At 36.9% G+C, this 24689-nt stretch carries 26 protein-coding genes; 19 read left to right on the forward strand and 7 right to left on the reverse strand.

Annotated elements, in window-relative coordinates; genetic code table 11:
- Positions 1–73 precede the first annotated feature (73 nt).
- Together R7P80_RS01145 and R7P80_RS01150 are read right to left on the reverse strand one after the other, a co-directional pair.
- Positions 74–967, reverse strand: coding sequence for a hypothetical protein (locus R7P80_RS01145; RefSeq protein ID WP_318096495.1), 894 nt, complete (start codon positions 965–967; stop codon positions 74–76).
- A gap of 432 nt (positions 968–1399) precedes the next feature.
- Positions 1400–1621: a hypothetical protein gene (locus R7P80_RS01150; protein WP_273981065.1), complete on the reverse strand. Its 222-nt coding sequence runs from the start codon at positions 1619–1621 to the stop codon at positions 1400–1402.
- Positions 1622–1774: 153 nt separating this feature from the next.
- Here R7P80_RS01150 and R7P80_RS01155 point away from each other — a divergent pair, with 153 nt between their 5' ends.
- Both R7P80_RS01155 and R7P80_RS01160 read left to right on the forward strand, forming a co-directional pair.
- Positions 1775–2188: a hypothetical protein gene (locus R7P80_RS01155; RefSeq protein WP_318096498.1), complete on the forward strand. Its 414-nt coding sequence runs from the start codon at positions 1775–1777 to the stop codon at positions 2186–2188.
- Positions 2189–2289: 101 nt separating this feature from the next.
- A complete protein-coding gene (locus R7P80_RS01160; RefSeq protein ID WP_318096499.1) occupies positions 2290–3078 on the forward strand; it encodes a thioredoxin fold domain-containing protein in 789 nt (262 codons plus the stop codon).
- Positions 3079–3108: 30 nt separating this feature from the next.
- Here the strand turns inward: R7P80_RS01160 and R7P80_RS01165 are convergent, their stop codons facing one another.
- Positions 3109–4218: a S1 family peptidase gene (locus R7P80_RS01165; RefSeq protein ID WP_318096501.1), complete on the reverse strand. Its 1110-nt coding sequence runs from the start codon at positions 4216–4218 to the stop codon at positions 3109–3111.
- A 76-nt stretch (positions 4219–4294) separates the two neighbouring features.
- Positions 4295–5281, reverse strand: a complete 987-nt coding sequence (locus tag R7P80_RS01170; RefSeq protein WP_318086953.1) for a hypothetical protein — start codon at positions 5279–5281, stop codon at positions 4295–4297.
- 72 nt (positions 5282–5353) lie between these two features.
- Here R7P80_RS01170 and R7P80_RS01175 point away from each other — a divergent pair, with 72 nt between their 5' ends.
- On the forward strand, positions 5354–6016 hold the full coding sequence (locus R7P80_RS01175; protein ID WP_318086954.1) for a DsbA family protein: 663 nt from the start codon (positions 5354–5356) through the stop codon (positions 6014–6016).
- 12 nt (positions 6017–6028) lie between these two features.
- Here R7P80_RS01175 and R7P80_RS01180 read toward each other — a convergent pair whose 3' ends face one another.
- Complete coding sequence (locus R7P80_RS01180; RefSeq protein WP_053318280.1) at positions 6029–6586, reverse strand: hypothetical protein; 558 nt, start codon at positions 6584–6586, stop codon at positions 6029–6031.
- Positions 6586–7542 carry a hypothetical protein gene (locus R7P80_RS01185; RefSeq protein WP_133297310.1) on the reverse strand — a complete coding sequence of 319 codons (957 nt, stop codon included), beginning with the start codon at positions 7540–7542 and terminating at the stop codon, positions 6586–6588. The genes R7P80_RS01180 and R7P80_RS01185 overlap by 1 nt, the downstream gene beginning before the upstream one ends.
- 551 nt (positions 7543–8093) lie before the next feature.
- On the opposite strand from R7P80_RS01185, the gene recA reads away from it, so the two are divergent.
- Both recA and R7P80_RS01195 read left to right on the forward strand, forming a co-directional pair.
- Complete coding sequence (gene recA, locus R7P80_RS01190; RefSeq protein WP_229623859.1) at positions 8094–9146, forward strand: recombinase RecA; 1053 nt, start codon at positions 8094–8096, stop codon at positions 9144–9146.
- A gap of 5 nt (positions 9147–9151) precedes the next feature.
- On the forward strand, positions 9152–9574 hold the full coding sequence (locus R7P80_RS01195) for a hypothetical protein (RefSeq protein ID WP_318086957.1): 423 nt from the start codon (positions 9152–9154) through the stop codon (positions 9572–9574).
- Positions 9575–9912: 338 nt separating this feature from the next.
- Here R7P80_RS01195 and R7P80_RS01200 read toward each other — a convergent pair whose 3' ends face one another.
- Positions 9913–10140, reverse strand: coding sequence for a hypothetical protein (locus R7P80_RS01200; protein ID WP_318096505.1), 228 nt, complete (start codon positions 10138–10140; stop codon positions 9913–9915).
- Between the two features lie 102 nt (positions 10141–10242).
- Here R7P80_RS01200 and R7P80_RS01205 point away from each other — a divergent pair, with 102 nt between their 5' ends.
- From R7P80_RS01205 to R7P80_RS01265, 14 genes are all read left to right on the forward strand, one after another.
- Complete coding sequence (locus R7P80_RS01205) at positions 10243–10539, forward strand: hypothetical protein (protein WP_318096507.1); 297 nt, start codon at positions 10243–10245, stop codon at positions 10537–10539.
- A gap of 2 nt (positions 10540–10541) precedes the next feature.
- On the forward strand, positions 10542–11198 hold the full coding sequence (locus R7P80_RS01210) for a DotI/IcmL/TraM family protein (RefSeq protein WP_038129332.1): 657 nt from the start codon (positions 10542–10544) through the stop codon (positions 11196–11198).
- 16 nt (positions 11199–11214) lie between these two features.
- Positions 11215–12288 (forward strand): IncI1 plasmid conjugative transfer protein TraN, encoded by a 1074-nt coding sequence (locus R7P80_RS01215; protein WP_020331567.1) that lies wholly within the window; start codon positions 11215–11217, stop codon positions 12286–12288.
- A gap of 14 nt (positions 12289–12302) precedes the next feature.
- On the forward strand, positions 12303–13781 hold the full coding sequence (locus tag R7P80_RS01220) for a DotG/IcmE/VirB10 family protein (protein WP_318096509.1): 1479 nt from the start codon (positions 12303–12305) through the stop codon (positions 13779–13781).
- 310 nt (positions 13782–14091) lie between these two features.
- Positions 14092–15507, forward strand: a complete 1416-nt coding sequence (locus tag R7P80_RS01225) for a hypothetical protein (protein WP_318096511.1) — start codon at positions 14092–14094, stop codon at positions 15505–15507.
- Between the two features lie 111 nt (positions 15508–15618).
- The gene (gene icmJ, locus R7P80_RS01230; RefSeq protein ID WP_318096513.1) at positions 15619–16350 is read left to right on the forward strand and encodes a type IVB secretion system protein IcmJDotN; all 732 of its coding nucleotides are present in this window, start codon (positions 15619–15621) and stop codon (positions 16348–16350) included.
- A gap of 2 nt (positions 16351–16352) precedes the next feature.
- Complete coding sequence (locus tag R7P80_RS01235; RefSeq protein ID WP_020331563.1) at positions 16353–17549, forward strand: hypothetical protein; 1197 nt, start codon at positions 16353–16355, stop codon at positions 17547–17549.
- A gap of 2 nt (positions 17550–17551) precedes the next feature.
- Positions 17552–17797: a hypothetical protein gene (locus R7P80_RS01240; RefSeq protein WP_038129330.1), complete on the forward strand. Its 246-nt coding sequence runs from the start codon at positions 17552–17554 to the stop codon at positions 17795–17797.
- A gap of 47 nt (positions 17798–17844) precedes the next feature.
- Positions 17845–20805, forward strand: coding sequence for a hypothetical protein (locus R7P80_RS01245; RefSeq protein WP_045592550.1), 2961 nt, complete (start codon positions 17845–17847; stop codon positions 20803–20805).
- 113 nt (positions 20806–20918) lie between these two features.
- Positions 20919–21434, forward strand: a complete 516-nt coding sequence (locus tag R7P80_RS01250) for a DotD/TraH family lipoprotein (RefSeq protein WP_038129328.1) — start codon at positions 20919–20921, stop codon at positions 21432–21434.
- Between the two features lie 11 nt (positions 21435–21445).
- Positions 21446–22324, forward strand: coding sequence for a type IV secretory system conjugative DNA transfer family protein (locus tag R7P80_RS01255; RefSeq protein ID WP_045592552.1), 879 nt, complete (start codon positions 21446–21448; stop codon positions 22322–22324).
- 52 nt (positions 22325–22376) lie between these two features.
- A complete protein-coding gene (locus R7P80_RS01260) occupies positions 22377–23528 on the forward strand; it encodes a type IV pilus twitching motility protein PilT (protein WP_318096517.1) in 1152 nt (383 codons plus the stop codon).
- Positions 23529–23543: 15 nt separating this feature from the next.
- On the forward strand, positions 23544–23786 hold the full coding sequence (gene icmT / locus R7P80_RS29405; RefSeq protein ID WP_038129327.1) for an IcmT/TraK family protein: 243 nt from the start codon (positions 23544–23546) through the stop codon (positions 23784–23786).
- Positions 23787–23860: 74 nt separating this feature from the next.
- Entirely contained in the window at positions 23861–24673 is an 813-nt protein-coding gene (locus tag R7P80_RS01265; protein ID WP_051141207.1) for a toxin co-regulated pilus biosynthesis Q family protein, read from the forward strand.
- Positions 24674–24689 lie beyond the last annotated feature (16 nt).

The following is a 24689-nucleotide window of genomic DNA, read 5'->3' on the forward strand; positions in this document are numbered from 1 at the left end:
AATTCTTTACTTTTATGCCTTTTTAGGTATACTAGAAGAGTGGGTTAGGGGATAACCCACTCGTCAGATGGAGCTACATTCCTAGAGATGATTCTCTTGAAGAGTCTTTCTCTTTAACCTTAGAGAGGTCGATAACATTTCTAATTTCGATTGCGTCAGTATTAAAGATGACACCGAAGTTTTCATCTGGATGCGCCCTAGCTACTGACAGGTCTCCAGGGTTTTGCTCATACTTGCAAACCTCTTCATGAAACACTTTTGAATAAAAATCTACATTTCCATCGGTTCCAATTACTGCAATGGTTTCAGACATGTTTCGGATCATTTGCCACATATTATTGCTTCTTCTCATTGTCTCAAGAACAAAGTGTTCTCTTGATTTGCATGTGGCAAATTCTTCGTAGACAAGATTGCAAGGGTCGATAAAGTTATTAACGTGTTCTTCAGCGGTATCTTTCCAGTAGTCTGGATCATCATATTCATCAGGAGATACATCATCCAAGAAATCTGGTAGAACAGTGTTTAACTCATCGAAAGCTTCACCTTCTGATGGTGCCTCGCCATTTTCTTCCCATTCAGAAGCGAAATTGTAGATTGCTGAAGATATTCTTTCCTCATCATACCCATTAATCTCGTAAACCCTAGAAATAACGTTGTTAATTATTTCAAGCCAAGATTCCGTGTCGATGTAATCTGATTCTAGATCATCAATAAAGCCATTATGCTCTACCTTTAAAACGTACACGTAACCAGGATTTTCTTCATGAGATGCATGTAATGAGGCTTGCTCTGTGTTTACCCCATAGTATGCATAAATACCAGAGCCGTAAATGTCATTATTATTGTTTGAAAAAACAACGTCCTCATCAAGCGCAACTACCATTTTTTTATCGCGTCTAATCCTTCCATTAAACAACTTGAATTCATCAATTTTGTTTGGAGAGCCGTGCGTAAATAGAGATATCATAAATCTTCCAACATTATTATTTATTATTTAATAAATATTTTACCGCATTGAGCAGTCAAATTGGAAGCATTCTTTTATTGATGACTCACCAAACCTATAGATTTAAAAAAATCAGAGATTTTATTTGACATATAAATTCTGAAGTAATAATATCTCCACATCGCCTAAGGATTCCAAAGGATTCTCTTAAGTGATTCAAAAGTGTTTGAAAATGTGTGTTTGTGTTGGGAACAGGAAGGGGTGCCTTCCTGTTCTTTTTTGTGCGTAAAAAACAAAATCGACACAAGTGTCGATAATAACATTGTAGTTGTCGCAAGCGACAACAGTATCATTGTAGCTGATGCGAGCATCAGCAGTAGCGTTAAGATCAAAAAAGCCCACAAGTAAGGATTAACCTTTCGTGGGCTTTTTAATAGAGGATTGAGGGTTTAATTATGCGTTTATAACCTCAACTTCTGTATCTGGCTCTTTATGCTTGTTAACAGAAAATAAAGAAAGTACAGAAACTGAACCAGCAGCAATGACTGAAAAGTCCAATATGGTTTTTAGGCTTCCGCTAACCAACCCAAATGATGAGATTGCGTAAAGCACAAAAGAAAGTGTGAGCGAAGTCAAAATTATCTTTGAAAAAGACATATCAATAAAATTAGGCATAAATATCAATCCTCTAAGCTTGAATACACTCTTTTTATATACCAATAAAAATAGAAAATCAAGCGTTCTTATTAAATTTTACGTAATAAATAGCAAAAAACCACTAACGCGAGCTAACTCAAACGGTTGCATTATATACAGCCATGAATTAAGATGATCAAAAAAGTAATAAACGGAATAAAAAAGATGAATAATAAAATACCTGCTGCTGTAATTACCGCTTCCATAAGCGCAGTTGCATTGGTTGCCGCTCATCAAAAACTAAATATCGAAGAAGATAAAGTAAATAAAGAATCAGTTGATGATCTGGCAGATACAATCGCTCAAATACAGTCCGCAAACGGAAATAATTCAATATTAAATAAAGAACTAGCTAAGTCACTAGCTAATGAAAATGGTGAGTTACTAGGGATTAACATTAATGAAGTTTTAGCCAAATCAGACTGGAGTAGTAAGTACAACCCATATGGTTATTTTGAGGAAACTCACTCAAATGCTGGTGAAAACCCATCTGGCTGTTATACGAACTGTCACAGCAACTGCCACGGAAGTAGAAGCTGGAGATAAAGAAAATGGGCGAAAGCCCATTTTTTTATACCTTGCAAATTAATATCCAACCTTTATAATCCCAAAAAACAAACAATTAAATCAATAAATGAGAACTAATAATGAAAAAGACCATTCTTGCTCTAGCGCTAACAGTCATTTCTCTACCATCCTTAGCAAATGATTTTGTAAACAAAGAAATTGCAGAAGCAACAATTAGAACCTTACCTGGATTGACAGAGTCAGACATTGTATTCGCCAAACATGATAAAGAATCTAACTTTAATGTTGTTAGACTAAAAACTGGTCAGGTTCTTTATGGCGATCAGAATTTAAAGCATTTCATTGTTGGCGATTCTTACTCAAGAAACTCAATCTTAGCTTCTGATGAGATTACAGGTGAGCTGTATAATCACACATCCAGCTTGTATTCCGATTTTCATAAATCAATTTTTGATAACCTGACTGGTTATGGAGTACAAGCAAAATCTAAAGATGAGCTTATCAAAGTTAAAGTATTTTTTGAGCCTCGATGTGGATATTGCAATAAGCTTCATGATAATGAACAAAAGTATCTTGATGCTGGCATTAGTATTGAATACATCCCGTATCCAATTTATGACGGTGAAGAAAAGCTATCATCCAAGGCTCTCGCTTACATGATCTCTGCTGAGACACAAACTGAAAGAAAAGAAAGAATGGAGCTTATGATCAAGAAGTTCCATGAGAACATGCAGAAACCCGATATAGCCGAATACGTAAAAGATGTCGATTTATCTATCCTACAAACCCATATCAAAGACATTTCAAATCTGGCAATTGAAGGTACTCCTTACATTCTTGGTGAAAACGGTATAGCAATACCAGGTTACGCTGAACCAGAAGATATCATTCGAGCCATGATGAAGTAAAAAAACCCCGACATTGTGTCGGGGTTTTTATTATTTTCTTTTTCTCATCAAGGCAAATCCAAGCAACCCTAATAAAGATAACGTTGAACTACTACCACCACTCTTAGAAGAGTCAATTAGCCCAGAATATTCAGGTTCATCTTCAGCTTCATCAGAATTGATAAACGGGTCAACATTAAAGTCATAGCTTACATTTTGAATACTTGTTACATCGTACCCATTGAAACCTGACAATGAATCAACAGCCTGGTTTATCCAATCATAGTAATGACTGATTTTCGTAAACCCACCGTGCTCATTATCATTTTTCATTATGCATTTTTTATCAATCTTGGTAACACTAACGTAAGAAGTAACACCAACCAATCTAAGTCCAAAGTCTGCATCAGCTACATTGTCTTTATCTTTCCAAACTAAAGGACCACCGCTATCACCACTACAAATAGCGTAATTAACTTCTACATCAGGAGATTTAGTGCAGATAATATCATCTGAATTTCCACCTCCAGCTTTCATATCTTCGCAATATGTTCGACTGACACCTGTTAGCATAACTCTATTCAAAACATCAGATACATCGTTCTCATCAAGACCATATCCACTAGCTAAAAGGTTTCCAGTATTAGCACCATTATGCGCATAAAGAGTATCGAATTCAGTCATCATACTCGTAACACTGGATTCATCTGCCACCTTAATTTTTTTAGCATTGAGTAACTGATCTTCGGCATAGATAACAGCAATATCGTTTTTATTTTCAATATTACCATCCCACAAATCATCTATAGCAACATCTTTAGGGTAAACACTAAAAATCTTCTCTACTGGCGCTTCTGGGTCTTCAAAATCTAGGTATGTAACATACGCCTGAGTAAAATTCATTGCTCCAACATTCTCAAGACAATGCGCTGCTGTTAGAAGAACACTACTGTCAAGAATACTCGCTCCACACAAAGAATGCTGTACGAGATTACCATCGGTTCTTTCAATAATTAACTTCGCCTGATATGGGACTTCAGCAAGCTGACTCTTTAATCCATTATGTATTTGAGGTTTGAAATCTGTAGTATCTGCATTTGCACTCAAAGCCAAGAATCCAAGTGACAGAGCTACGATATTTTTCTTAATCATTTTATTCATTCACGCTTTTATTAAATTTAATGCGCAATATAAAACAAGCCTATTAATTATTCAATTAAAAAAGGAGCTTTCGCTCCTATATACTAAACTCTTCCCTAAAATCACGTCTAAACAACACACCTATAGAGTCTTTGTGAACTCCAAAGTCCTGATTTATTCGCCCATGACTACGCAAAATATCATCTACCGACTTCACATCAGATACATCAACTAGTTTATTGTTCAAATCATTATCAAGAGACTTAAAAAGCACAAACTTGCCATTTGACTTCGCTTGATAATACACTGTGAACAAGTCATTGAAAGACATCCCGTCAACCAATACTGCAAATCCATCACATGCTTGATTCCAAGAAGACATCTTCGTTCTCATTTTTATCGCCAATTCGGGTTTAAAAATTTGATGATGAAGCATCTCAGGCATAAGCGGAGCATGTTCTGTTTCCAACAGTAATTTTCTCATAAAGACGCGATCTTCAATCTTGAAATATTTTTCTTGAAACCCTGCTTTCTCTATAGCCTCAATATCTAAGAAACTATCAATTCTAAACCTTGTGTAATCACCAAAAGAACCGACTGGCAATGCGATATCCTTAAGCTTCTCAATGTTTGACACAATAAATTTTAAAGCATCATCGGGATTTACAGTTAAAGAGTTTGCATAATCAATAAACTGCTGAACCTTTTTATCCTTTGATAAACACCTAAACTCGACAGGTATCCCATTATCGATTGCATGAACAAACCCCTCCCTCATTCCTTCAGTAAAACCTCTATCTAGATAGTAGATCTTCCTGTTCGCTTTTTTATGAATGGCAAAGCTCCTACCGAGACCAAGGCTTCTTTCACTAGTATCCTCATCATTAATAATTTTAGGATATATTAGATGAAGACACTGAGGGTTTTCATTGTGATTGATAAGAGAATCTCGTACACACGCCTTAGTAAACTCTGAGTTATACTCGATGTTTCCTGCATAAGGAGTCTCGATAATGACCTTGTTATCAATATCGCTAAAGCTTAAATCGTTGTATGTGTTTTTAGTTAATTGTCGTATAAACATTTTAAATTTGATTTTTTTTATTCTTTATATAAAATTGTACCACATCAAAAATCAAACAATAGAAGAAAAAACATGAACGATAAAAAAACCAACAAACTTGCCATTGCTGCATTTGTAGCTGCTGCTGCATTCACAGGCGCTGGATACTACGTACAAAGCACAATAGATACTCAAGACCCAACTTCAAGCGTAAGCGTTGAACAAGATGGTAAATACCAATTAGGTAAGCACTACTTGAAGCTTGATAAATCCTACCCTGAGTATAAAGGCAAAGTAGTAGAATACATTAACTACCTATGCGTACACTGTAACTCAGTAGTTCCTAAAGTTAAAAGCTTCGATGAAGGTAAGGATGTTGTAGAAGTTCTTCATATTGGCTCACCAGGCAACAACTTCCTAGAAAAATTATTCTTTGCCATCGAAGATATGGGTAGGGAAGATATTCATACTCTTATTCAAGAAAAAGCTGTAAACGGCAAGCTCGCAAACGAAGATCAATTCATTTCTTTTGTAGTGTCTCAAGGCATCAAAAAAGAAGAACTTTTAAGCAAAATGGAATCAAAGTCAGTATCTGAAAAGATTAAGAAAGCAAATGCAATGGCATTTGAATCAGGTATCTCAGGCACACCATCGTTTATCATTGATGGGCAATACGTATTGAACATTGGTGAGATTAGCAGTTGGGACATGGCATTCGATGTCATGGAAGAAATCTACAATAAAGAAATGAAGTAATAAAAAACTCCCCTACAGAGGTAGGGGAGTTCCAAACTTACCTTTTGCCAGAATAGCCTCATCTTTTAAAACATAACCCACCTCGTCAGAAACAATAGAAAGCCTTTCTTTTCTATCAGAAACATAAAATGAAAACAGAACTTTCAATTCACCCCTGATTTTAACTATTAACTTACCTGTGAATGGAATGTTTTTAATTCTGATGAGACAGTTATCAGCCGATATGATTTTAGTGCTAACCAAATCAACATCACCGCTGAAGTCGAAAAAATCATCCTTCCTAACAGAAATGAACTCATCAACGATTTCCTCAATAGAACGGCTAGCAACCATACTAGCTTCAACTAAAAATGACATATCGCATGGAACATCACTGGTCATAATCTTCAAACCATGACTGAAATCTACAAGATTGGATATGTCCTCATCAACGAGAAACCCACTGTCATGACAATCTTTGCAATATGCTCCAACAACGTTGATATCATCTTCATCAAACCCAAAATGTTTATTGAATGATACTAGCTGCTTAACAGCGTTAGTGTAATTCGTAAATTCATTTAAATTCATTAGTCAAATCCCATAAGAAGATCAATCACTGAATCATTATCAAGAGTTAATAACGCTTCTTTCATAATCTCAGAATACTTTTTATCAAAAACAAATTTAGAGACGAAACAATTCTTAACACGATCAATATTATCTTTAGTTGCTTCATGTCCTGATCGGCTCACAGAAGTCTGGAAATATGATTCTGGAATTTTCAGTATCAAATCACCCATAACTTTCTTATGACCAAAGATTTTGTTTGCATCACCACCCACTGCAAATGACTCAATAAGAGAATCAACACTCATGCTTGGTGAGAAGCTTGAATTAATGTAGTGCGAGAAGTTATCGATAAAGATAGCTGATTTTTTTATGGACTCAACTGAAGCACCAGAATGACCGTTCTCAATCATTACTGAGATATACTTCTTGTATAGTTTATTCTTATCGATAACCACTTCAATATCAGATGCAGTATCAGCTTGAAAAGCTGAGTTACTTACGTGATTGGAAGGATTTACTGCTTGACCAAAATGACCAGAACTAAAGCTTGGTTCACCTTGCGGCTGAAAGAAAACATCATCATCCTCGTCCAACTCAGCCCTAATCAGCTCTAAACGCTTATCCTGCTCAGATACAGAATTGTCCTGAGTCATTTCTAAAGTTGAATTCTGTGACAAATCTTCAATCGGAGTTGTAGATGGAGAAGTAGATTCAAAGTTTAAAGATTTTTGATTTTCATCAGAAAGCCTTGCCTGTTCTTCCAAAGCTAGTTCATGTTCATTCGCTAGTTCTGAGCAGACGAACTCAATGAAACTCTCATCCTCACGACTAGGGGTTTCCAGTCGAATATCTGAAAGTTTGAAAAGGGCATGATTGATCTTTTCCAGACCATGTTGGCAGGAAACAGTTTCTTTCGAATAGAGAAGTGCATCCTCGACAGCGTCAAGGAAATCATTAAATTTATTAATTTTCATTTTGTGTTTGTGTTTTTTGTGTTTTGTGTGTTGCAAGAGTTTACACAGAACAATCCATGAAGATCAATAAAAATTTTCTATGTTGTCCGAGTATTTCCTGAATAAAGGAATATTAATTTATTAATATCCAAAAACTCTCAGTGTTGTCCGAGTATTTCCTGTGTATTAGTATTTTAAATTAATTATTAAACACCTTCGGTGAGTTTACGATTACTTTGAGTTTCTCTAACTTGATAATTCTAGTCTTACTCAATGATCAAATAACAAGAAAATTGATCTTCCAAGATACTTGTATCTTGGTTTAATTATAAATTTATTATTAATAATATTTATTATTATAGTAATTTTAATTGAATAGTTAATGTTTTTTATTATATAAATATTAAAACATAGTAATTATAAATATATTATTAATATTATATATAGATAATCATATAAATTGTTTTCAAACTATAGTCAACTGTTTTTTTTGAAAGATAAAAAAACTTGATTTAGTTAAATTTCTAGTGTAGATTTCGAATCCAACATAAAAAACACATAGGTATTCAAACATGTCAAAACAAGCAAAAAACACTGATAAGTCAAAAGCTTTAGAATCTGCACTTTCTCAAATTGAAAAACAGTTTGGTAAAGGTTCGATTATGCGACTTGGCGATAACCGAACTATGGATATCGAAACCGTCCCAACTGGCTCTCTTGCGCTGGATATTGCATTGGGTGCAGGCGGTCTTCCTATGGGTCGTATCGTTGAGATTTATGGACCTGAAAGTTCAGGTAAAACGACTCTAACTCTTGAATTGGTTGCTCAAGCTCAAAAGCTTGGTAAAACCTGTGCGTTTATCGATGCTGAACACGCTCTAGATCCCGTATACGCTAGAAAGTTGGGTGTTGATATTAACTCACTTCTAGTCTCACAACCTGATACAGGTGAGCAAGCACTTGAGATCTGTGATGCTCTAGCTCGCTCAGGGGCAGTTGACTTAATGATTGTTGACTCTGTTGCCGCATTGACACCTAAAGCCGAAATTGAAGGTGAGATGGGTGATAGTCATATGGGTCTTCAGGCGCGTATGCTTTCTCAGGCTATGCGCAAGCTTACTGGTAACTTGAAACAATCAAACTGCATGTGTGTTTTCATTAACCAAATCCGAATGAAAATTGGCGTTATGTTCGGTAATCCCGAGACAACGACAGGCGGGAACGCATTAAAATTCTACGCTTCAGTCCGTCTTGATATTCGTCGCACAGGCGCTATCAAATCAGGCGATGAAGTTGTTGGTAACGAAACTAGAATCAAAGTGGTTAAGAACAAAATCGCTGCTCCATTCAAAGAAGCAAATACTCAAATCATGTATGGCAAAGGATTTAACCGCACAGGTGAGATTCTTGACCTATCAGTCAAAAACGGTCTAATTGACAAGTCTGGTGCATGGTTCTCAATGAACGGCAATCAAATTGGTCAGGGTCGTGAAAAGGCATGTGCTGAACTAGAGCGCTTAGGTATTCTTGAAGAGCTGTACACTAAGATTATGGAGATTCATAAGTCTAGTGTTTCTGAAGACTCTGCTAACGCAGAAGAAGCGATTCTTGAAACAGAAGAGTAAAAACAATGCCAGCGTGTAAGAATATTGATGAAAAATACTTACGCGATTTATCTTGGGGGATCGTGGTTAGAATCCCCCAGATTGATATCGAGAAAAACTTCCATTACAGAAAATATGGCTCGATTAAAAACACAAGAAATGAAGCAATAAAGTTTAGAGATGAAATCTATAAAAAGCACTTTGGTAGATCAATCTCGAAAAGAACATTTCATACTAAAAAGCGCAAGTCCAAGAAAAACACAAAACTTCCAGAACTAGAGCCAGGTCTATCTTATGGCTACAGCCGAGGAAAGCTCCTTTATGTTGTACTTACCTATTCAGAAGATCCAGAAAAGCCTGCACAGAAGATTAGGTTTAACATTAAGAAACTTGGCTTGGAATCAGCAATAGATCAGGCAAAAACTGAATTATCAAAAAAAAGAGGCTAAGCCTCTTTTTCCATTTCCGATCTCAAAAACTTATGCCTACTGAAGCAGAGAAGACATTACCTCTAAGCCAATCACCTTTTTACCAATCAATCATATCCTACTTAATAAAAATTTATTGAATCACTGTGTTACCAAAGCATAATAAAGCTAATAAGGTAGGAAATAACGAAGAATGACAATTAAAAAGAAGAATAAAAAATATTTGTTTTGATATTTACTTTGATTAAAAAACATGTTATAACTATTATAACTGTTATAACTATTATAAAGTTATAATTCTAATATAAGGATAGAACTTTCAAAAACGAAGTTCTTATGAAAACCAAGTCAAAAATACCTCAAAATTCTTCTGCCACTACTGGCACTTTAACTGCCAGCACTGGCACTTCCTCTGCCAACCTTGGCATATTCACTGCCAACCTTGGCAAAACAATGTGCCAGTAAGATTTACCCTTTATTTTTCCATGCAAAAGTCGAGTGTCTAAAAAGTTGAATTGGGCAAAGGTGCAAAGCCTTGGTAAAAAGCTAGATTTTGCAATCAAATTAAGCGCAATATAGAGTTCCATCCATTAAAATGATTAAAAAACTCTCTCAAATTTGTTGAGAGAGTTTTTTATTGGTGATATTATTCACGAAATTAAGAATAAAAAATAAAGAAGCATATAAAAATGAACGATATGAGCGAAAAGATAAAAAAGTTTGAGTCAATGGTTGATGAGGAATCAGCTTTAATTGACTTAAATTCTGGAAAAGAGTTTATTACTCACTTGCGTAAATATCGTCTGCTTGTCTTTGCATTCACTGTTTCTTGTTACTTAGTAATTGTACTTCTTATGTATAGTGGCTTTAAGCTTTACGGTGCATTTGATGAGGATTACTACATATCAACTTATAGTGGTCACACACAAAAAATTTATCAATGTGAAAAGAGCAAGTGTAGTGCTAAAGGTTTAGTAGAGGAATAAAAATGAATAATAAAACACCTAAAAAAAGTAAACCTGTAAAACAAGTAGCTGTAGCTGAAAGGCGTGAGTTCTACAAAGATGCTCACGCTTCACTTGTTAAGCTGGCTGTAACATCTGTAGTTTGTTTGGTTGTTTCTGTGGGTCTAGCGATTTATTCCCATTCAAGCACAACCAAGAACGTATACTTCGCGGCTACCGATGATGGACGAATGGTTAAAATGGTTGCCCTAAACACACCAAACCAAAAAGACGCAAACGTATCTGCATGGGTGCAAGAAGCAATCATAGAAACTTTCGATATGAACTTTCACAACATGAAAAGTCAGATCGCAAAATCATCTATGAAGTGGTTCACTCAGTCTGGTGGTGAAGCGCTAGTTCAAAGTCTAGATAGCGAAGGCTACTTTGACACAATCATCCGAAACAAACTGATTGTTGCATTTGCGCCAACACACACTCCTGTAATAACCAAGAAGTTTTACAACTCTTCTACAGGAAAGTACACCTGGCATTTGCAAATGGAAGGTTTACTAACATACCGCACACAAACCAAGGTATATAGCGACACAGTAGTGTTTGCCATAGAAGTAGAACGAATCAGCTTAAGAGAAGACCCTAAAGGAATGGGAATCTCAAAAATCATATTAAGAAAAAAATAAGAAAGGCGAATAAATAATGAAGACTAAATTAGGTATTCTTGCACTCTCTGTAACAACAGCTTTTGGAGCGAATGCAAACACTCAAAATACTGAACAAAGTCAGCCACCAGCGCCTGTTCAATATCAAGAACAAACAATTACGTTCAAGAATGATCAGGGTTTTATGATGGCTTCAGATTTTACTCCTGAAGAACTTCAGTTATTAAGACAAAAAAAAGACGTTTTGATCAAGTATCTTTATGAGCAAGAGCAGTTAGAAAAACTTCGTTCAGTATTAAAAGAAGAAGAGCGAAGAAAAAACTGGGAATCGACCAAAGAATCGTCTTACCCATTAACTCCGCAAGAAGTTATTGAGCTAAGAAAACTATCAAAGAATATTGAAGAATCCCAAAACAAGCCTCTTCAAAATATTAAAAACCAAATTAGAACAGTGAATCTCGATGTTGGCGCATCAGAACCAGTAACTATTAATGTTGTAAAAGGCTTAGCTTCTTCTGTTGTATTTTATGATGAGACTGGCGCTCCTTGGCCTATCGAAGGTGAAATCATTGGAGATGTTACAGCATTTAAAAGACATAAGATTGGTGACAGACAAAACATCGCTGGCTTTGAGGTTATGAGAAACTTTGCTGAGTCAAACGCTCTTATTCATCTTAAGGGCTTGGATGTAAGTATTGTTATTCGATTGGTAGGTAGCGATACAGTTAATGATTCACGTCTATCAGTACGAATTCCTAAACCAGGACCACACGCAAAATTGATTCCAGTAGCCACTCAGACGGTTGGTGTAAATGACCCGCTACTTGTAAGTGTTGCTAATGGTGAGTTTATTCAAAACTCAAAGCGCTACGAAATCGAAGGTGTTGAAGCTACAGCATTCTTCAAAGATGGATACTTGTACATCCGAAGCAAACATCAATTAGTTATACCATTACCAAAAGAAGCTCAAACAACACCTTCTGGTTACTTGGTATATAAAGTGCCAGCAACAGAAGATTTCTTATTCCTCGTAGATGGTGAAATGATTGAAGCTTCAATTAAAGAATCTTTTGATGTGAAAATTAAACATAAAAGCAGCTTATTTAAATAATAAAGGCAATAAAGATGGCTAAGAAAAAAGGTTTGTTTAAAGATATACCGTTACCAGTAAAAGTATCTTTAGTCGCGTGTGCAGTAGCAATGGGGTTGGGTACAGCATTAATGTTCTCTCTCCCTTCTAATAACGCAATGCTGAATACAGATAACGGTGAAGTAAAGATTACTGCAACACCAAGCACCAGTCAGATAGAGACTGCTGCTGAGTCTGGTCAGCAATCTGAAATTATCAATAAAATTTATGAAGAAGAAAAGAAGGACAAGCTTAATGAAGCTGTAAATGGCAAAGCATCCTACTTAGAATCGCTAAAGCTCAAAAATGAAGAAAAAATGACTGATAAAATGGATCAGCGTGAAAAGGAAATTGAGCAAAAAGCAAATATAGATGCTGTTTTAGGTTTAGATACTCGTGTCCAAGAGGCAAGAAAGAAAGAAGAGGTTCGTCAAGACCGCAGAAATCTAAATAATCAAAATCAACAAGTGCAACAGGTTCAACAACCATTAGTGCCTACCATCCCACTATTTGATAGAGATGCATTCCTTGCACAAGAGACAGGTAAGCTGACCGAGATTAAGCAACTAAGAATGGCAACTTCACAGAACATTGTTAGCAATGGCATTGCTGGAAATACCTCTTCTACTGTAACTGCTAACTATACTCAAACTGGTTCATCATCTGGTAGTTCAAGAGGAAATCAAAATACTGGTGAAGCCGCGCCAATCGCAGATTTCTTGACGGATGGTTCTCGACTAAAAGATGTGAACGAAAGAGCGAAGCAATATCAGGTAGCTCAACTCGATGAGTTGAGAAAAGCAAGTAATAGCGCTGCTGGTCGTCCTACTCAACAAGGTAAAGTAACTAGTAGTGCTGGCGTAACGACAAATTCAACTATCCAGGATTTAGCTAACCCTATGGGATTTGCCGATACAAGCTCTATGGCTTATGTAACACCTGGCACCATCTATTACGCGATTTTAGAAATTGGCGTAAATACAGATGAGCTTTCTTATGTTCGCTCAATTATCATTCAAGAGGGACCTTTGAAAGGAGGTGTTCTGTTGGGTATGCCTGAGAGAAGAGGCGAGAAAGCTGTAATCATGTTTAATAAGCTAGCTCTGAACGGTAAAGATTACAGTATTAATGCTGTAGCACTAGACCTAGAGACTATGCGTTCAGGTATTGCTGATAATGTAGATCGACATACGTTTGAGCGATACATGAAGCTAATGGGCGCTGCATTTATTAGTGGCTATGCTGACTCATTGGCTGGCTCAACAACTAAAACTTACAGCGATGGTACAACAGAAACCATTACTGAAAGACTGCCAGATGCTGATGACCAAATCGCTTATGCGATTGGTAGAGCGGGTGAAAAACTTGTTCCTATTTTTGAGCGCGAGTTTGATAGAGAACCAACTGTTGAGGTTGACTCAAATAGAGAAATTGCAATCATGCTTTTAAACGGGATTCAGGTTGAAGAGCAATAATAAAAAACGAGGCAGTAGCCTCGTTTTTTATTACTCAAACAAATAGATACATCAGATAAGAATTTCCATTAACATGAATACCTATGAAAAATCTTGCCTAATGTTCTGATTTGATTTAATTTATGTTAAAACAAATTCGCAATAATGCGTTTTACCAATAATAACAACTATTAGTTAAAGCATTGAATAAAATACATAGATGTCATGTAGGTTAGTACCATCTGCATGATGTTTTTTATGTTGAATAATAAACAGATTAATGTTATCTTTGCGCAAAATTAAACTAAAATAAATTCAAGAGAATTAAAATATGGCTAAAGAATTAGACGATACTTTGGATGATCAGCTAGACATTAATGAGTTGGAAGATGATGAGCTGCAAGATGACGAGCTTGGAAATGCGTATTCCACTGAAGAAGATCCATACAGCGACGATGAAGAAGATGAAGATGAAGAAGACTTAACTCCACCAAAGACTGGTTTGAGTCCAATCATGAAGGGCATCCTAGCTTTCACTGGTGTTGCTGTTGCAATCGGTACGGCTGGCATTGCATACCTTACAATCGCTGGCGGAAGCGCTCCAGCTCCTGTACAAAATACAGCAATGAGCGTTGCAGACACCGTAGCACCAGATGCTAGAGATAACATGGCTCAAGCATTGAATGAGGCAAAAGCAACTCCTGTACTACCTGCTTCAGTTAATACTGGTAATGACCTACAGATTGATGGTTTAAGCACTCCTGAACAAATCGTTCAGAATTCTGGTGCTTCAGTAAGTCAAGGCTCTGTTGTTTCCGATTTTGATTTATCTTCAAATGTTAAACCTGAAGTTCAAGTTCAACCTAATGCATCCACTGGCATGACCAAAGAAGAAATGGATAAATTTAAGGAAGATCTTGAGCGCGAACTTGAAGAAAAATATTTAGCAAAATTCAAGACTATGTCAAGCAGCATCAAATCTGATCTTGAAAGTGAGCTAACGAAGAAAATTGCAGACTCAAGCTCGCAGAATGCTGAAATCGTTAAGCTTAGAAAAGAGATTCAAGAACTTAAAGATAGCAAGCTGAAACTTTCTGATAATGAAGAAATCAAGAAGATCTACGAAGAGCTTGAAACTAAGCTATCTGTTGTTCGCCTTAGTGAAGAAGAGAAAGATGAGCTTTTAGATGGCAGAAAACGTCTTCAGGGATTCATGGTTCTTACAGCTAGCCTAGATGGTGAGATGTCTATCGTAAGAACGCCAAGTGACCGAGTGAACGTTTTCTTTAAAGGTGAAATCTTTAATAATGCGGGTGACTACGTAAAAGTTACAAATGTGACTGATGGTGGATACTTAGTTCTTGTTGGCGACAATTACTTCATTGATGAAACCTATGTAGAGCGCTCTAAAGTAAAAACCACAAAGGTTAATCGCCCTGCAAAGAAACAGCAAACCTCTCAGAAACCAAAAGTAGAAGAGAAGAAAGCTGCTGAAAAGCAAGCAAAGGTTAAGCCAACTGAAATTGATAGTCGTGCATACCGCGCTCAAGAAATTAATGGTAAAAAAGTTGCTGTTGGTTGGGTTAAGAGCGGTGAGTACTCACAAGGTTACTTAGTAGCAAGCCCTTCAGGTGATTGGACACCAGTTAAAATTGGTGATGAACTAAAAGGTCTTGGTCGTGTAACTGGTGAAGACTTTGATGGAAATCTAATTGTTGGTAACTTTGTAGTGTTAGCTGCTGAATAACAACACGAAACTTAAGAAAATTTAAAGCCACCGATTCAGGTGGCTTTTTTATGTTTGATAAAAATAACACGCAGGTTTATAATCCGAAATAAAAAAGAATATTATTAAATTATGAAGATTAGAGAAATAATACTATCAGTCAAAAGAAGCACTTTTCGTGTTGATGATCCATTTTCTGATGAGAGCAATCCAGAGTTCAAGAAAAATAGAAAGATCGTGTTAGAGCGCGATGGATTTTCTTGTCAATGCTGTGGTTTTAAAGCTGAAAAGTTTCAGGATGTTCACCATATTGATGACAACCACAACAACAATAAAGAAGAAAACCTTATTACCGTATGCCCACTCTGCCACATGTGTCACCACTTAGGTCATGCTGGCGCGAAAGAGATGGGGGATTTAATTCATATTGATCCTAAGCACGGTTTAACTCAAGCATCACTTAACTCTTTAGTAAGATTTTTATGGTTAGCTGAGGGTTCATCAAATAAGGAATTCGCTCAAAATGCAGTATCTTTGTATAACCGCCTACATCTACTTTCAGTAAATGCAAAGAGAGTAATTGGAACGAGCAAGCCTGAATTGCTTGCCAGACACCTCCTTAGCTTAAGCGAGCGTGATTATGGTAAAAGGAAAGAGAAGCTTGAAGGTATTTATTTCCTTCCGTCCAAGTCTGGGTTTACAAGGCAGTTGGAATATTGGCGTAAACTTTATGATAAAAACAACCCGCCAGATAAATGGATTGATAACGCTTCGGCAAGATTACTTAAATGGTTTGAGAATGAACATGGTGATGCTGATACCGATAATGCGGTAGCGAGCTACCTGAACAGTAAGAGGGTATAATTTTGAAAATTGGTGTTTGCTGGTTTGATGAAACCAAAGTAGGTAGTTCAGGATGGTGTTCGGTAGCTGGTAGCCAATCAAGACGAATTACAGGTATTAGTGAGCTTGAAAGCAGTGTTTTCTGGGTTACTAATTTAAATTATTTTGAATACAAAAACCTAAACTTGGTTAGAACTCCCAACATAGTAGATGAGCAATTCTTTAGAAGTAAGCTATCTGTTTTAGCTCAAGAAATTGGAACGAATGAAACTCCTGATGTTTTATGCCAAAAATTATCTTCAATACTTCACGGAGTCCATTTGTTGGGTATAACCAACCTTGGGATGAGTGACAACAGCTTAGCTAGTTACAGATACACTAATGCTATGCAAAGTGTTTTGCTAAAACAAGAGTGGAGAAGTCAGCCCAAAGGGAACCAAGCGAGCATGATCATTGAGGCGATAAAGCAATCCACTCAAGAAAATCAGGCGATGACTGGAAAGTTTGTTCCAAAAGGAAGTAAGGCTACTCAGTTTATATTTCCAAGAGGCTCATATGCTAAATGGATTCTGTCTCAGAAGTATCCATTAAACAACAATTGGCGACCTTTAAACTTCAAGGAAAATAAAGAAACAATTATTGGATTTGAAGATGGCTCTAAAATACGCGGTACAGATGCTGTCATTGATAAGCTTAAAAATATTTCTGAAACAAACGCGGGGATATTAAAGGTATCGGTGCTGAGTACTGATGAGTCATATGTAAACCACTCGAAATTTGGAGCTGGAGCAAACAATATGATCAGATGTTGGGCAACTATTCCAGAAATAATTGAGATATCGAAGTATTCAAAGGTATCAATTATGAACGGATTCCATACTGAATCTGGTCATTTAGATCTGCCAGAAATATTAATTCCAGATGAAAGTGAATATTCTCTTTCTAAAGGTTTGCTTCTGGAAAATGCTTGGGTAGCTTTATCGTCACCTTTATATGTCAAAGGGTACAATAACGTAAGTGCTATAGGTGCTTACATGAGAGCCTATGATCGTATTATGTGTGGCAGAGCAGCGGCTTCATTTTCTAGACACGGATTTGTAATAGGATCCTATGGAACAGGAAGAATCGTCTCATATGTTAAAAGCGGTGAAGAGCATGTCGCTAAAGAACTTGCATTTAAAAATAAGCTTCTTCCTTTAATGAGGTTCATGGGTGAGTAATTATGAGTAAACTATTTGAAACGGATGGAATTCCTGAAGATTTTAACGAACTTCTCTCTTTAGATTTTTATTACCAAGTATGCAATCTCAATCAAAATGGAGTGATGGATAAAGAGGTCGTTATCGAACTTAATAACACTATCTTCGCTCCAGAGCATGAAAGAAGACAAAGATTGATACAAATAATCACTAAACAAGAAAACCAAGCTCAAAAAATTGAAAGCGAAGAAGAAATCCAGTATATTTAATCAATAAAAAATATATCAATAAATTAATTAAATAAAGAATAAATATTATGAGTTTACTATCAAATCTATTTAGCGCATTTAAAGCAGGAGTTTATGACTACTGTGAACTAGAAGCGCCGTATTTCGATAGCAAGCATAAAGGGATTTGGGCTACCAGAGATGGTGGCTTAATCTCTATGTACGAGCTTAAAGGTTCGTACAAGATGCTTGGCAAACATGGATTTAAAGACATACTTAGTGTGTTGACTGACGAGCTTTCAAAGAAACTTAAAGATCCAGGTCATGTTATTGAGTTTGTGTTTATTCGAGATCCTGAGCAATCGAAAGACATCGTAAGAAAGCAGCTAGAACCTATTCGTTCAACCATGAAGAGACTTCAATTAGATCTTGAAGGTTTAATTAATGAACGCGAAAAAGTCCTGTCTGAATCGTTAGTTTTTGAGAAATGTTTAATTACCATCAAGACGACACCTGCCGCACTTAGCCGCGCTCAAACAAAAGCAGCTTTAGATGCTCGTAGTGAAAAAGCGAAAGAAGTAGGCGTTAAGCCTGGTAAGTATGGTCAATCACCTTTCGTTGGCTTGGATGCTTTAAGGATTCCTCATATTGGTGTTTGTGACTCTGTAATTGGCACTTTAAAAACACAGTGTGTTATTGAGCAGTTTGACCACCACGAATTCATTACTGAGATAAAAAAGCAAGTTGAGCCTTACTCAACTAGTACGGATTGGAAACCTTCTCTCTTGGGTGACAAGATTAGTGCTAAGTTAGTAAGGGAAGTAGACCAAGAAGCTGATCTTAGCCATCTTAGTAATGCAGATATTGCTTTTCAGATTTTTGGCAGAAAACCTCAACACGCTGATGAAGACTATTCTTCAGTTAAGCATGACAATGTGTACTATGCACCGCTGATGATTGAAAGCTGCCAAGATAAACCAACAATGTTTGGCGCTCTTTTTGATAACATTCCAAAAGAGATTCCTTGGCGTTTAAATTTAACAATAAAAACTGGTCATGACACAATTGTTAGTAAATTGGGTAGCAAAAGAGCATTTGCTGGATTCTTGCAGTTTTCGAACTCCAATAACAAGCTGATAAAAGATGCTGCTGAAGAGCTGATAGATAGAGCTATCAACAACACTCTAGTTTCATGTCAGGTATCAATGTGTACTTGGTCTAGAGATTACAATGAGTTAATCGAAAGAAAAGAAATCATCAATCAGCAGCTACAGAAGTGGGGTAGTTTAGATGTTATTGATGAACTAGGCGATCCAATTGAATCATGGATTGGGACTTTGCCAGCTTTATCCACCAATAAGATTGCGGCTGCATTCCCGCTTCCTGTTTGGGATGTTCTATACATGCTGCCGCTTACAAGACCTTACAGCCCTTGGGAACAAGGCTCAATGATCTTTGGTACTCATGATGGAAAAATTTATCCTCAAACGGCTGGCAGTGCCATTCAGAAGAATACTTCAGAGCTAACTTACGCACCACCTGGTAGCGGTAAAAGTTTTAAGCTTTCAGCTCTTAATATGGCTCTAATCCTAAAGCCTGGTAATACAAAGCTACCAAGACTGAAAATCATCGATATCGGTTTCTCTTCTAGAGCATTCGTTGAGATGATACAAGATGCATTGCCTGAACATCTTAAATATCAAGCTCAAGCAATTACGCTTGAGAATAGAGCGGATAGAGCCATAAACTTCTTCTTTACTCCGCTAGGTAATAGACATCCATTAACAGTAGATAAGCAAGCGCAGGCGAACATTCTTGAGTTGCTTTTGACACCAGCAGGTACTAAAGGAACCATTCCTCGCTTACCTGAGGTCTGTTCAGCCCTAATTGATGCCGCATATACATACAGACAGGATGAAAACACTCCTAACCTGTATGAGCCTGGTATGAGCGATATGGTTGATGAAAAACTTGACCAATATGGGATCGAGGCTACAGAGGACACAAGTTGGTGGAGTCTTGTTGATAGATTCTTTAAGCGTAATGAAATTGAAGCCGCTTCGAAATGCCAATCCTTCGCTATGCCTCTACTTTCTGATCTTACTTCACTAGTACAGGATTCAGAAATTAAGGGTATTTACGGGGATGCATTAATCGAGGGTGAAAAACTATTAAGTCTTGTTTCTCAGATGATTACATCATCACTTAAAGACTTTCCTGTTCTTACACAACCATCGGCTATTGATGTTTCTTCTGCACGAATCTTATCAATCGACTTGCAGAACGTAGCTAAGAAAGGTGGTGCTCAGGCTAACAAACAAGCCGCATTAATGTTCTTGTTAGCAAGAACGGTGGCGTGTAATGACTTTTATGTAGTAGAAGACACGTTAGTCGAAATTAACCCTGATTACTATGACTACCATAGAAAGAAAATTGAAGAAGAAGATGGTATTCCTAAAAAATTAGCAATGGACGAATTCCATCGAACCAGAGGTTTTGATCAGGTACGCTCTCAAGCAGAACAGGATATTCGTGAAGGACGAAAATACGGCGTAATCGTTAGCTTGCTGAGCCAAAGCTTGGAAGATTTCGACAAGAGCATGATCGAATTCGCGACAAGTATCTTTGTTATGGCAAAAGGTATCTCAAGTGAAGTTCAAAAATCTATCGTTGATAAATTGAGTCCAACTGCGGATTCAATGGTTGGATTCCGTAACTTTGTAAGAGGACCAGGTAAGGAAGGTTCAACTTTCTTGTATATTGCTGATGTTGACGAGACAGATGGTGTAGAGCAAATTCTGAGACTAAAGCTAGGTGCGGAAGAAGTTTGGGCGTATTCAACAACCCCTGACGATGTCGCTTTACGAAGAAGACTAGTTAGAAAGATCGGACTACATTCTTCACTAAGAATTCTAGCAAAAGAGTTCCCATCAGGCAGTGCGAAGAAATATATTGAATCGTTAAAAAACCAAGCTCAAGATGTTGAAGAAGAGTCAGTAATAGCCCAAATAGCAGACAGGCTCATACAACAAAACGCAAGCATCGTTTAATGTAAAGTCCCGCTATGCGGGCTTTACTATGTTGATTTTTTATTTAATTAAGTATATATTTAACCTCAAATAAAATTAACAATAAACACAATCAAACATAAGTGATTAATAAAATGAAGATAAATAAAAGTTTAATCTTTTTGGGAGTGTTGGCAACTACTGGTTGTTCATCTATAGCTGCGAATAACCCTAATGAAGATATTTCACTTGCCAATAGCAAAGCATTAGAAACATTAATGAACGTGTCTATTGAAGCTCGTGATGAACTTAGACTGATTGCAAAAATGCAAGAAGCTAAATCCTTAGAGTCTTTGACGGATGAGCAACATAAGCAAAAAGAAGCTCAAGCTCTAGCTGTGCCACCTGGTTTTGAGTCTGTGGTTGAATTTGGTATTACGGATCGAGCATCAGTAGTAACAAGAGCCTTAGCTAAAATGGCTGGGTACACATACAAAGAATACGGAAAGCCTCTAGGAACATTCCAAGAACCTTGGGTGAAAATCCCTAAAGCGACCAAACCTCTTTCTGAATTCCTCAGAGAAGTTGGTATGCAAACAGGTAATAATGTTCGAATCGAAGTATATCCAGATGCTAAATTAATTAGATACGTGTATAAAAACGTAGAGTAATAGGAGGCTATATGAGCTTTAAGAAAATTACTCTAGTGGCAAGTATTGCAGCCGCTCTAATGTCGTTTGGTGCAAGTGCGTATAACTCGATTGATGAAATCGCCTCTCTGAAATATAACCCAAACGTTGCTAAATCAGACATTATCTCTGAAGAGGGTCAAAGACAAAAGGCTCAGCGTGACGCAGCTTTATCTTTGGGTGCTCAGTACGGTTATTATGCATATATGGACGCATTGAAAAAGAATATTCGAGAGAAATCTGATTATCTTGATAGTGTTTTCGACTTCAATACGTTAATGAAACTAACATCTGATGGTTATGATGAGCTGTACTTACTCCCACCTGTAATTGCAGAAATTGATAATTCAATAAAATTGTCCGATGACGCAAAAACGATAACTCTTGCGGATAAAGACTGGCTTGAATTAAGAGAAGCCAGATTGGTAACATCAGCCCCAAACTGGAGACAATACCTTCTATTTGATAGAGAGGTTGAAATATCATCCCCACCAAATGTATTGCTTCCAAAATCAATTATGGAAGAGAAGCTCTGGAAAGAGTGGGTGGCGCAAGGATGGGAGTCAGGAAAAGCCCAAGCTGACAGGGAAATGGCTAGAAGGGCAGAGAGTCTGGGTCGTGACTATAATGGCATGTGGCGTTTCTACAGATTAAGTTTAATCAATAAGTCTAAGAAACCAATTGTTGTTAGCTCATACCAAGAAGTTGTGGGAACTGAAACACACATGCGTGAAGGCGAGCGTGTTATTAAGCTTCAGGTAGGCGCAGGATTTAATACAAACCCTGAACAATGGGATGCATTAATCTTAGATAGTCGAGGCTCATACAGAGCACCAATTGAAAAGCCAGACTATGAAAATAAATTTAATTAATAAAAATAATAAATAATAATGGAGGCGCAGAGGTTTCCTCTGCGCAAAATCAATGTTTGACCGTAGTAAGTTCATTCTAGATATTCCACCTCGTGTGGAAACTAAGGAACAGCTTGATCGAATCCTTGCTCATATGCACGATCACAACGCATCGGATATTTTTATATATTCAAACAACAAGATTTGGATGCGTGTTAATGGTCGTATGGTTCCTGTATCAAAAAGAAAGCTCAAAATTAACGAGGTAAGATCTTTAGTTCAAGTTTTAGACGGGACATCGGCTGTTGGTCGATTAGGTGATGCTGAGCCAATAGATACCGCATACGAAATGAAAGAGCAGGTTAATGTTCCTGGAAAAGAAGATCTAGTTCTGAGGCGCAGACGCTTCAGGGTTAATGGCATCTCAAACATTACACAAGGCTCAAATGGCATTTCAATAACTATTCGTAAGCTTTCTACTGAAATTGTAAGAGCTAAAGATCTTGGTGTTGAGCAGGAATTAATTGATGTTGTTACAAGCTCTAGACAAGGTCTTATTTTGGTCGCGGGTGGTACAGGTCATGGTAAAAGCACATTGCTTTCATCATTGATATCTGAAAGCTTATTGGATGAAGAAGGAAATCATGTCCTTGTGACTGTTGAATCACCAGTTGAATACGTCTACGAAGAATTGGATATGCCTTCATCCATTGTTTGCCAAATGGAGATTGGATCATGTGTCAAATCATTTAGCCGAGGTGTTGAGAACACATTACGAATGGCTCCTACAATGATTGTAGTTGGTGAGGTAAGAGATAAAGCCACTAGTGGAGTAAGTATTGAAGCTTCAAACACTGGACACCTTGTTTTTGCAACCTTACACTCAAACACTGTGTCTTCTACACCTGAGCGATTTATTGGTCTATTTGATTCAGATGCTGAAAAACAAAAAGCAAGATTTGATTTAATAAATGAAGCGAAATGCTTCATAGCTCAGCGCTTAATAAATACTTTAGATGGAAAGCGGGTAGCAATTAGAGAGTATTTGATATTTAATAGTGAGGTTAGAGAATATTTATATGACAATATGAATAACCTAACACGAGCAATTAAACACGCAATTAAGAAATGGGGAAGACCTATGTGCGTGGATATTCAGAGAAAATTAGATGCTGGCTTAATTTCTGAAAAAGATGCTCAAGACTTGTTTAAAGAATACGAATAAATAAAAGGAACAGTCATGTATCAACACGCAAATAAAAAAGTAAAGTTTCTTGTGTTTGATGGTTTGATCAGCATACCTTTCTTATTCTTAATGCTATCACCGAGCTGGGTTATGCTCGGTATAGTATTAACTATAAGTTTTGCATTGTTGTACCTATCATCGAAAGGCATGGATTTGCACATGCTGTTTAGAAAATTGAGAACAATGATGATCGGTAACAGAAGGTATAATAGACCACCAAACAGAAAATTAATTTAATTAACATATAAAAAACAGATTGATTTTTGAAAAAAGCAAAAATATAATTGTATTTAAAATTCGAGGTCAGAATAATGATTAATAATAATAAGACAAATAAAAAAAGTAAGATAATGCTGTCAGTAGCAACAATCGCTACACTATCAGGCGCATTTGCACCGTTCGCACAAGCAGAACTTTATATTTCTCCGTTGGTTAGAGAGTCAGTTGTAATTGATAACGAGCTGAATCAAAAACTTTCTAACAAGGATGAGGGTGCTGTAGTTGTTGGTGAATCCAAAGACTACGGTAAGTTCGTCATGCAAGAGAAAGCAAAAGTAGAAAAGAAAGCGTTTGGTTACGGTAAAAACGTACCGCTTTTCGTAGCTGCTGAGGCAAACATCCCTGTAGATGATGGTTGGTTGGTTCATATTGATGAAAGCATTCAAAAGAAACCTGTTAGCTGGGAATCAAACAGTGACTCTTGGGAAGACACTATTAAGATTATCGGTGAACAAAACAATCTAAATGTTGTAATCAACCCAGTTGAAAAGTCTATCGGCATTTCAGGAAAGGAAAAACCTAGTCTGGCTAAGCACTTAGCAAACCGTGTGCCTGAGGTTTGGGTTTTAACTCCTGGTAAAACATTGAAGAAAAACCTAGAAGACTGGTCTAAAAAGGCGGGTTGGCAGCTTCACTGGGATGACTCTCTAAAAGTTGATTACATGATTGAGCATAAAGCTACTATGACAGGAAAATTCCTTGATTCTGGTGATGAAGATGGCGTGATTACGCAAGTTCTTGATTCATTGGCTGATGCGCACGTTCCACTTAGAGCTGAATTCTACAAGAAAAATAAAGTTTTATTGATAACTGAAGCTGGATTCAAGCAAGAGGTTAAATACTAATTATGAGAAATATAGA

Origin of the sequence: Vibrio sp. 2092 (assembly GCF_033339635.1) — a bacterium.
Lineage (GTDB): Bacteria > Pseudomonadota > Gammaproteobacteria > Enterobacterales > Vibrionaceae > Vibrio > Vibrio alginolyticus.

Bases quoted from the DNA above. Each gene is read 5' to 3' on its own strand.
- R7P80_RS01145 (WP_318096495.1), bottom strand. From the start codon at position 967: ATGATATCTCTATTTACGCACGGCTCTCCAAACAAAATTGATGAATTC.
- R7P80_RS01220 (WP_318096509.1), top strand. From the start codon at position 12,303: ATGGCTAAGAAAAAAGGTTTGTTTAAAGATATACCGTTACCAGTAAAA.
- R7P80_RS01265 (WP_051141207.1), top strand. From the start codon at position 23,861: ATGATTAATAATAATAAGACAAATAAAAAAAGTAAGATAATGCTGTCA.
- R7P80_RS01255 (WP_045592552.1), top strand. From the start codon at position 21,446: ATGAGCTTTAAGAAAATTACTCTAGTGGCAAGTATTGCAGCCGCTCTA.
- icmJ (WP_318096513.1), top strand. From the start codon at position 15,619: ATGAAGATTAGAGAAATAATACTATCAGTCAAAAGAAGCACTTTTCGT.
- R7P80_RS01170 (WP_318086953.1), bottom strand. From the start codon at position 5,281: ATGTTTATACGACAATTAACTAAAAACACATACAACGATTTAAGCTTT.
- R7P80_RS01260 (WP_318096517.1), top strand. From the start codon at position 22,377: ATGTTTGACCGTAGTAAGTTCATTCTAGATATTCCACCTCGTGTGGAA.
- R7P80_RS01195 (WP_318086957.1), top strand. From the start codon at position 9,152: ATGCCAGCGTGTAAGAATATTGATGAAAAATACTTACGCGATTTATCT.
- R7P80_RS01240 (WP_038129330.1), top strand. From the start codon at position 17,552: ATGAGTAAACTATTTGAAACGGATGGAATTCCTGAAGATTTTAACGAA.
- R7P80_RS01245 (WP_045592550.1), top strand. From the start codon at position 17,845: ATGAGTTTACTATCAAATCTATTTAGCGCATTTAAAGCAGGAGTTTAT.
- R7P80_RS01180 (WP_053318280.1), bottom strand. From the start codon at position 6,586: ATGAATTTAAATGAATTTACGAATTACACTAACGCTGTTAAGCAGCTA.
- R7P80_RS01155 (WP_318096498.1), top strand. From the start codon at position 1,775: ATGATCAAAAAAGTAATAAACGGAATAAAAAAGATGAATAATAAAATA.
- R7P80_RS01225 (WP_318096511.1), top strand. From the start codon at position 14,092: ATGGCTAAAGAATTAGACGATACTTTGGATGATCAGCTAGACATTAAT.
- R7P80_RS01215 (WP_020331567.1), top strand. From the start codon at position 11,215: ATGAAGACTAAATTAGGTATTCTTGCACTCTCTGTAACAACAGCTTTT.
- R7P80_RS01150 (WP_273981065.1), bottom strand. From the start codon at position 1,621: ATGCCTAATTTTATTGATATGTCTTTTTCAAAGATAATTTTGACTTCG.
- R7P80_RS01205 (WP_318096507.1), top strand. From the start codon at position 10,243: ATGAACGATATGAGCGAAAAGATAAAAAAGTTTGAGTCAATGGTTGAT.
- R7P80_RS01165 (WP_318096501.1), bottom strand. From the start codon at position 4,218: ATGAATAAAATGATTAAGAAAAATATCGTAGCTCTGTCACTTGGATTC.
- recA (WP_229623859.1), top strand. From the start codon at position 8,094: ATGTCAAAACAAGCAAAAAACACTGATAAGTCAAAAGCTTTAGAATCT.
- R7P80_RS01185 (WP_133297310.1), bottom strand. From the start codon at position 7,542: ATGAAAATTAATAAATTTAATGATTTCCTTGACGCTGTCGAGGATGCA.
- R7P80_RS01200 (WP_318096505.1), bottom strand. From the start codon at position 10,140: ATGGAACTCTATATTGCGCTTAATTTGATTGCAAAATCTAGCTTTTTA.
- R7P80_RS01160 (WP_318096499.1), top strand. From the start codon at position 2,290: ATGAAAAAGACCATTCTTGCTCTAGCGCTAACAGTCATTTCTCTACCA.
- R7P80_RS01210 (WP_038129332.1), top strand. From the start codon at position 10,542: ATGAATAATAAAACACCTAAAAAAAGTAAACCTGTAAAACAAGTAGCT.
- R7P80_RS01175 (WP_318086954.1), top strand. From the start codon at position 5,354: ATGAACGATAAAAAAACCAACAAACTTGCCATTGCTGCATTTGTAGCT.
- icmT (WP_038129327.1), top strand. From the start codon at position 23,544: ATGTATCAACACGCAAATAAAAAAGTAAAGTTTCTTGTGTTTGATGGT.
- R7P80_RS01250 (WP_038129328.1), top strand. From the start codon at position 20,919: ATGAAGATAAATAAAAGTTTAATCTTTTTGGGAGTGTTGGCAACTACT.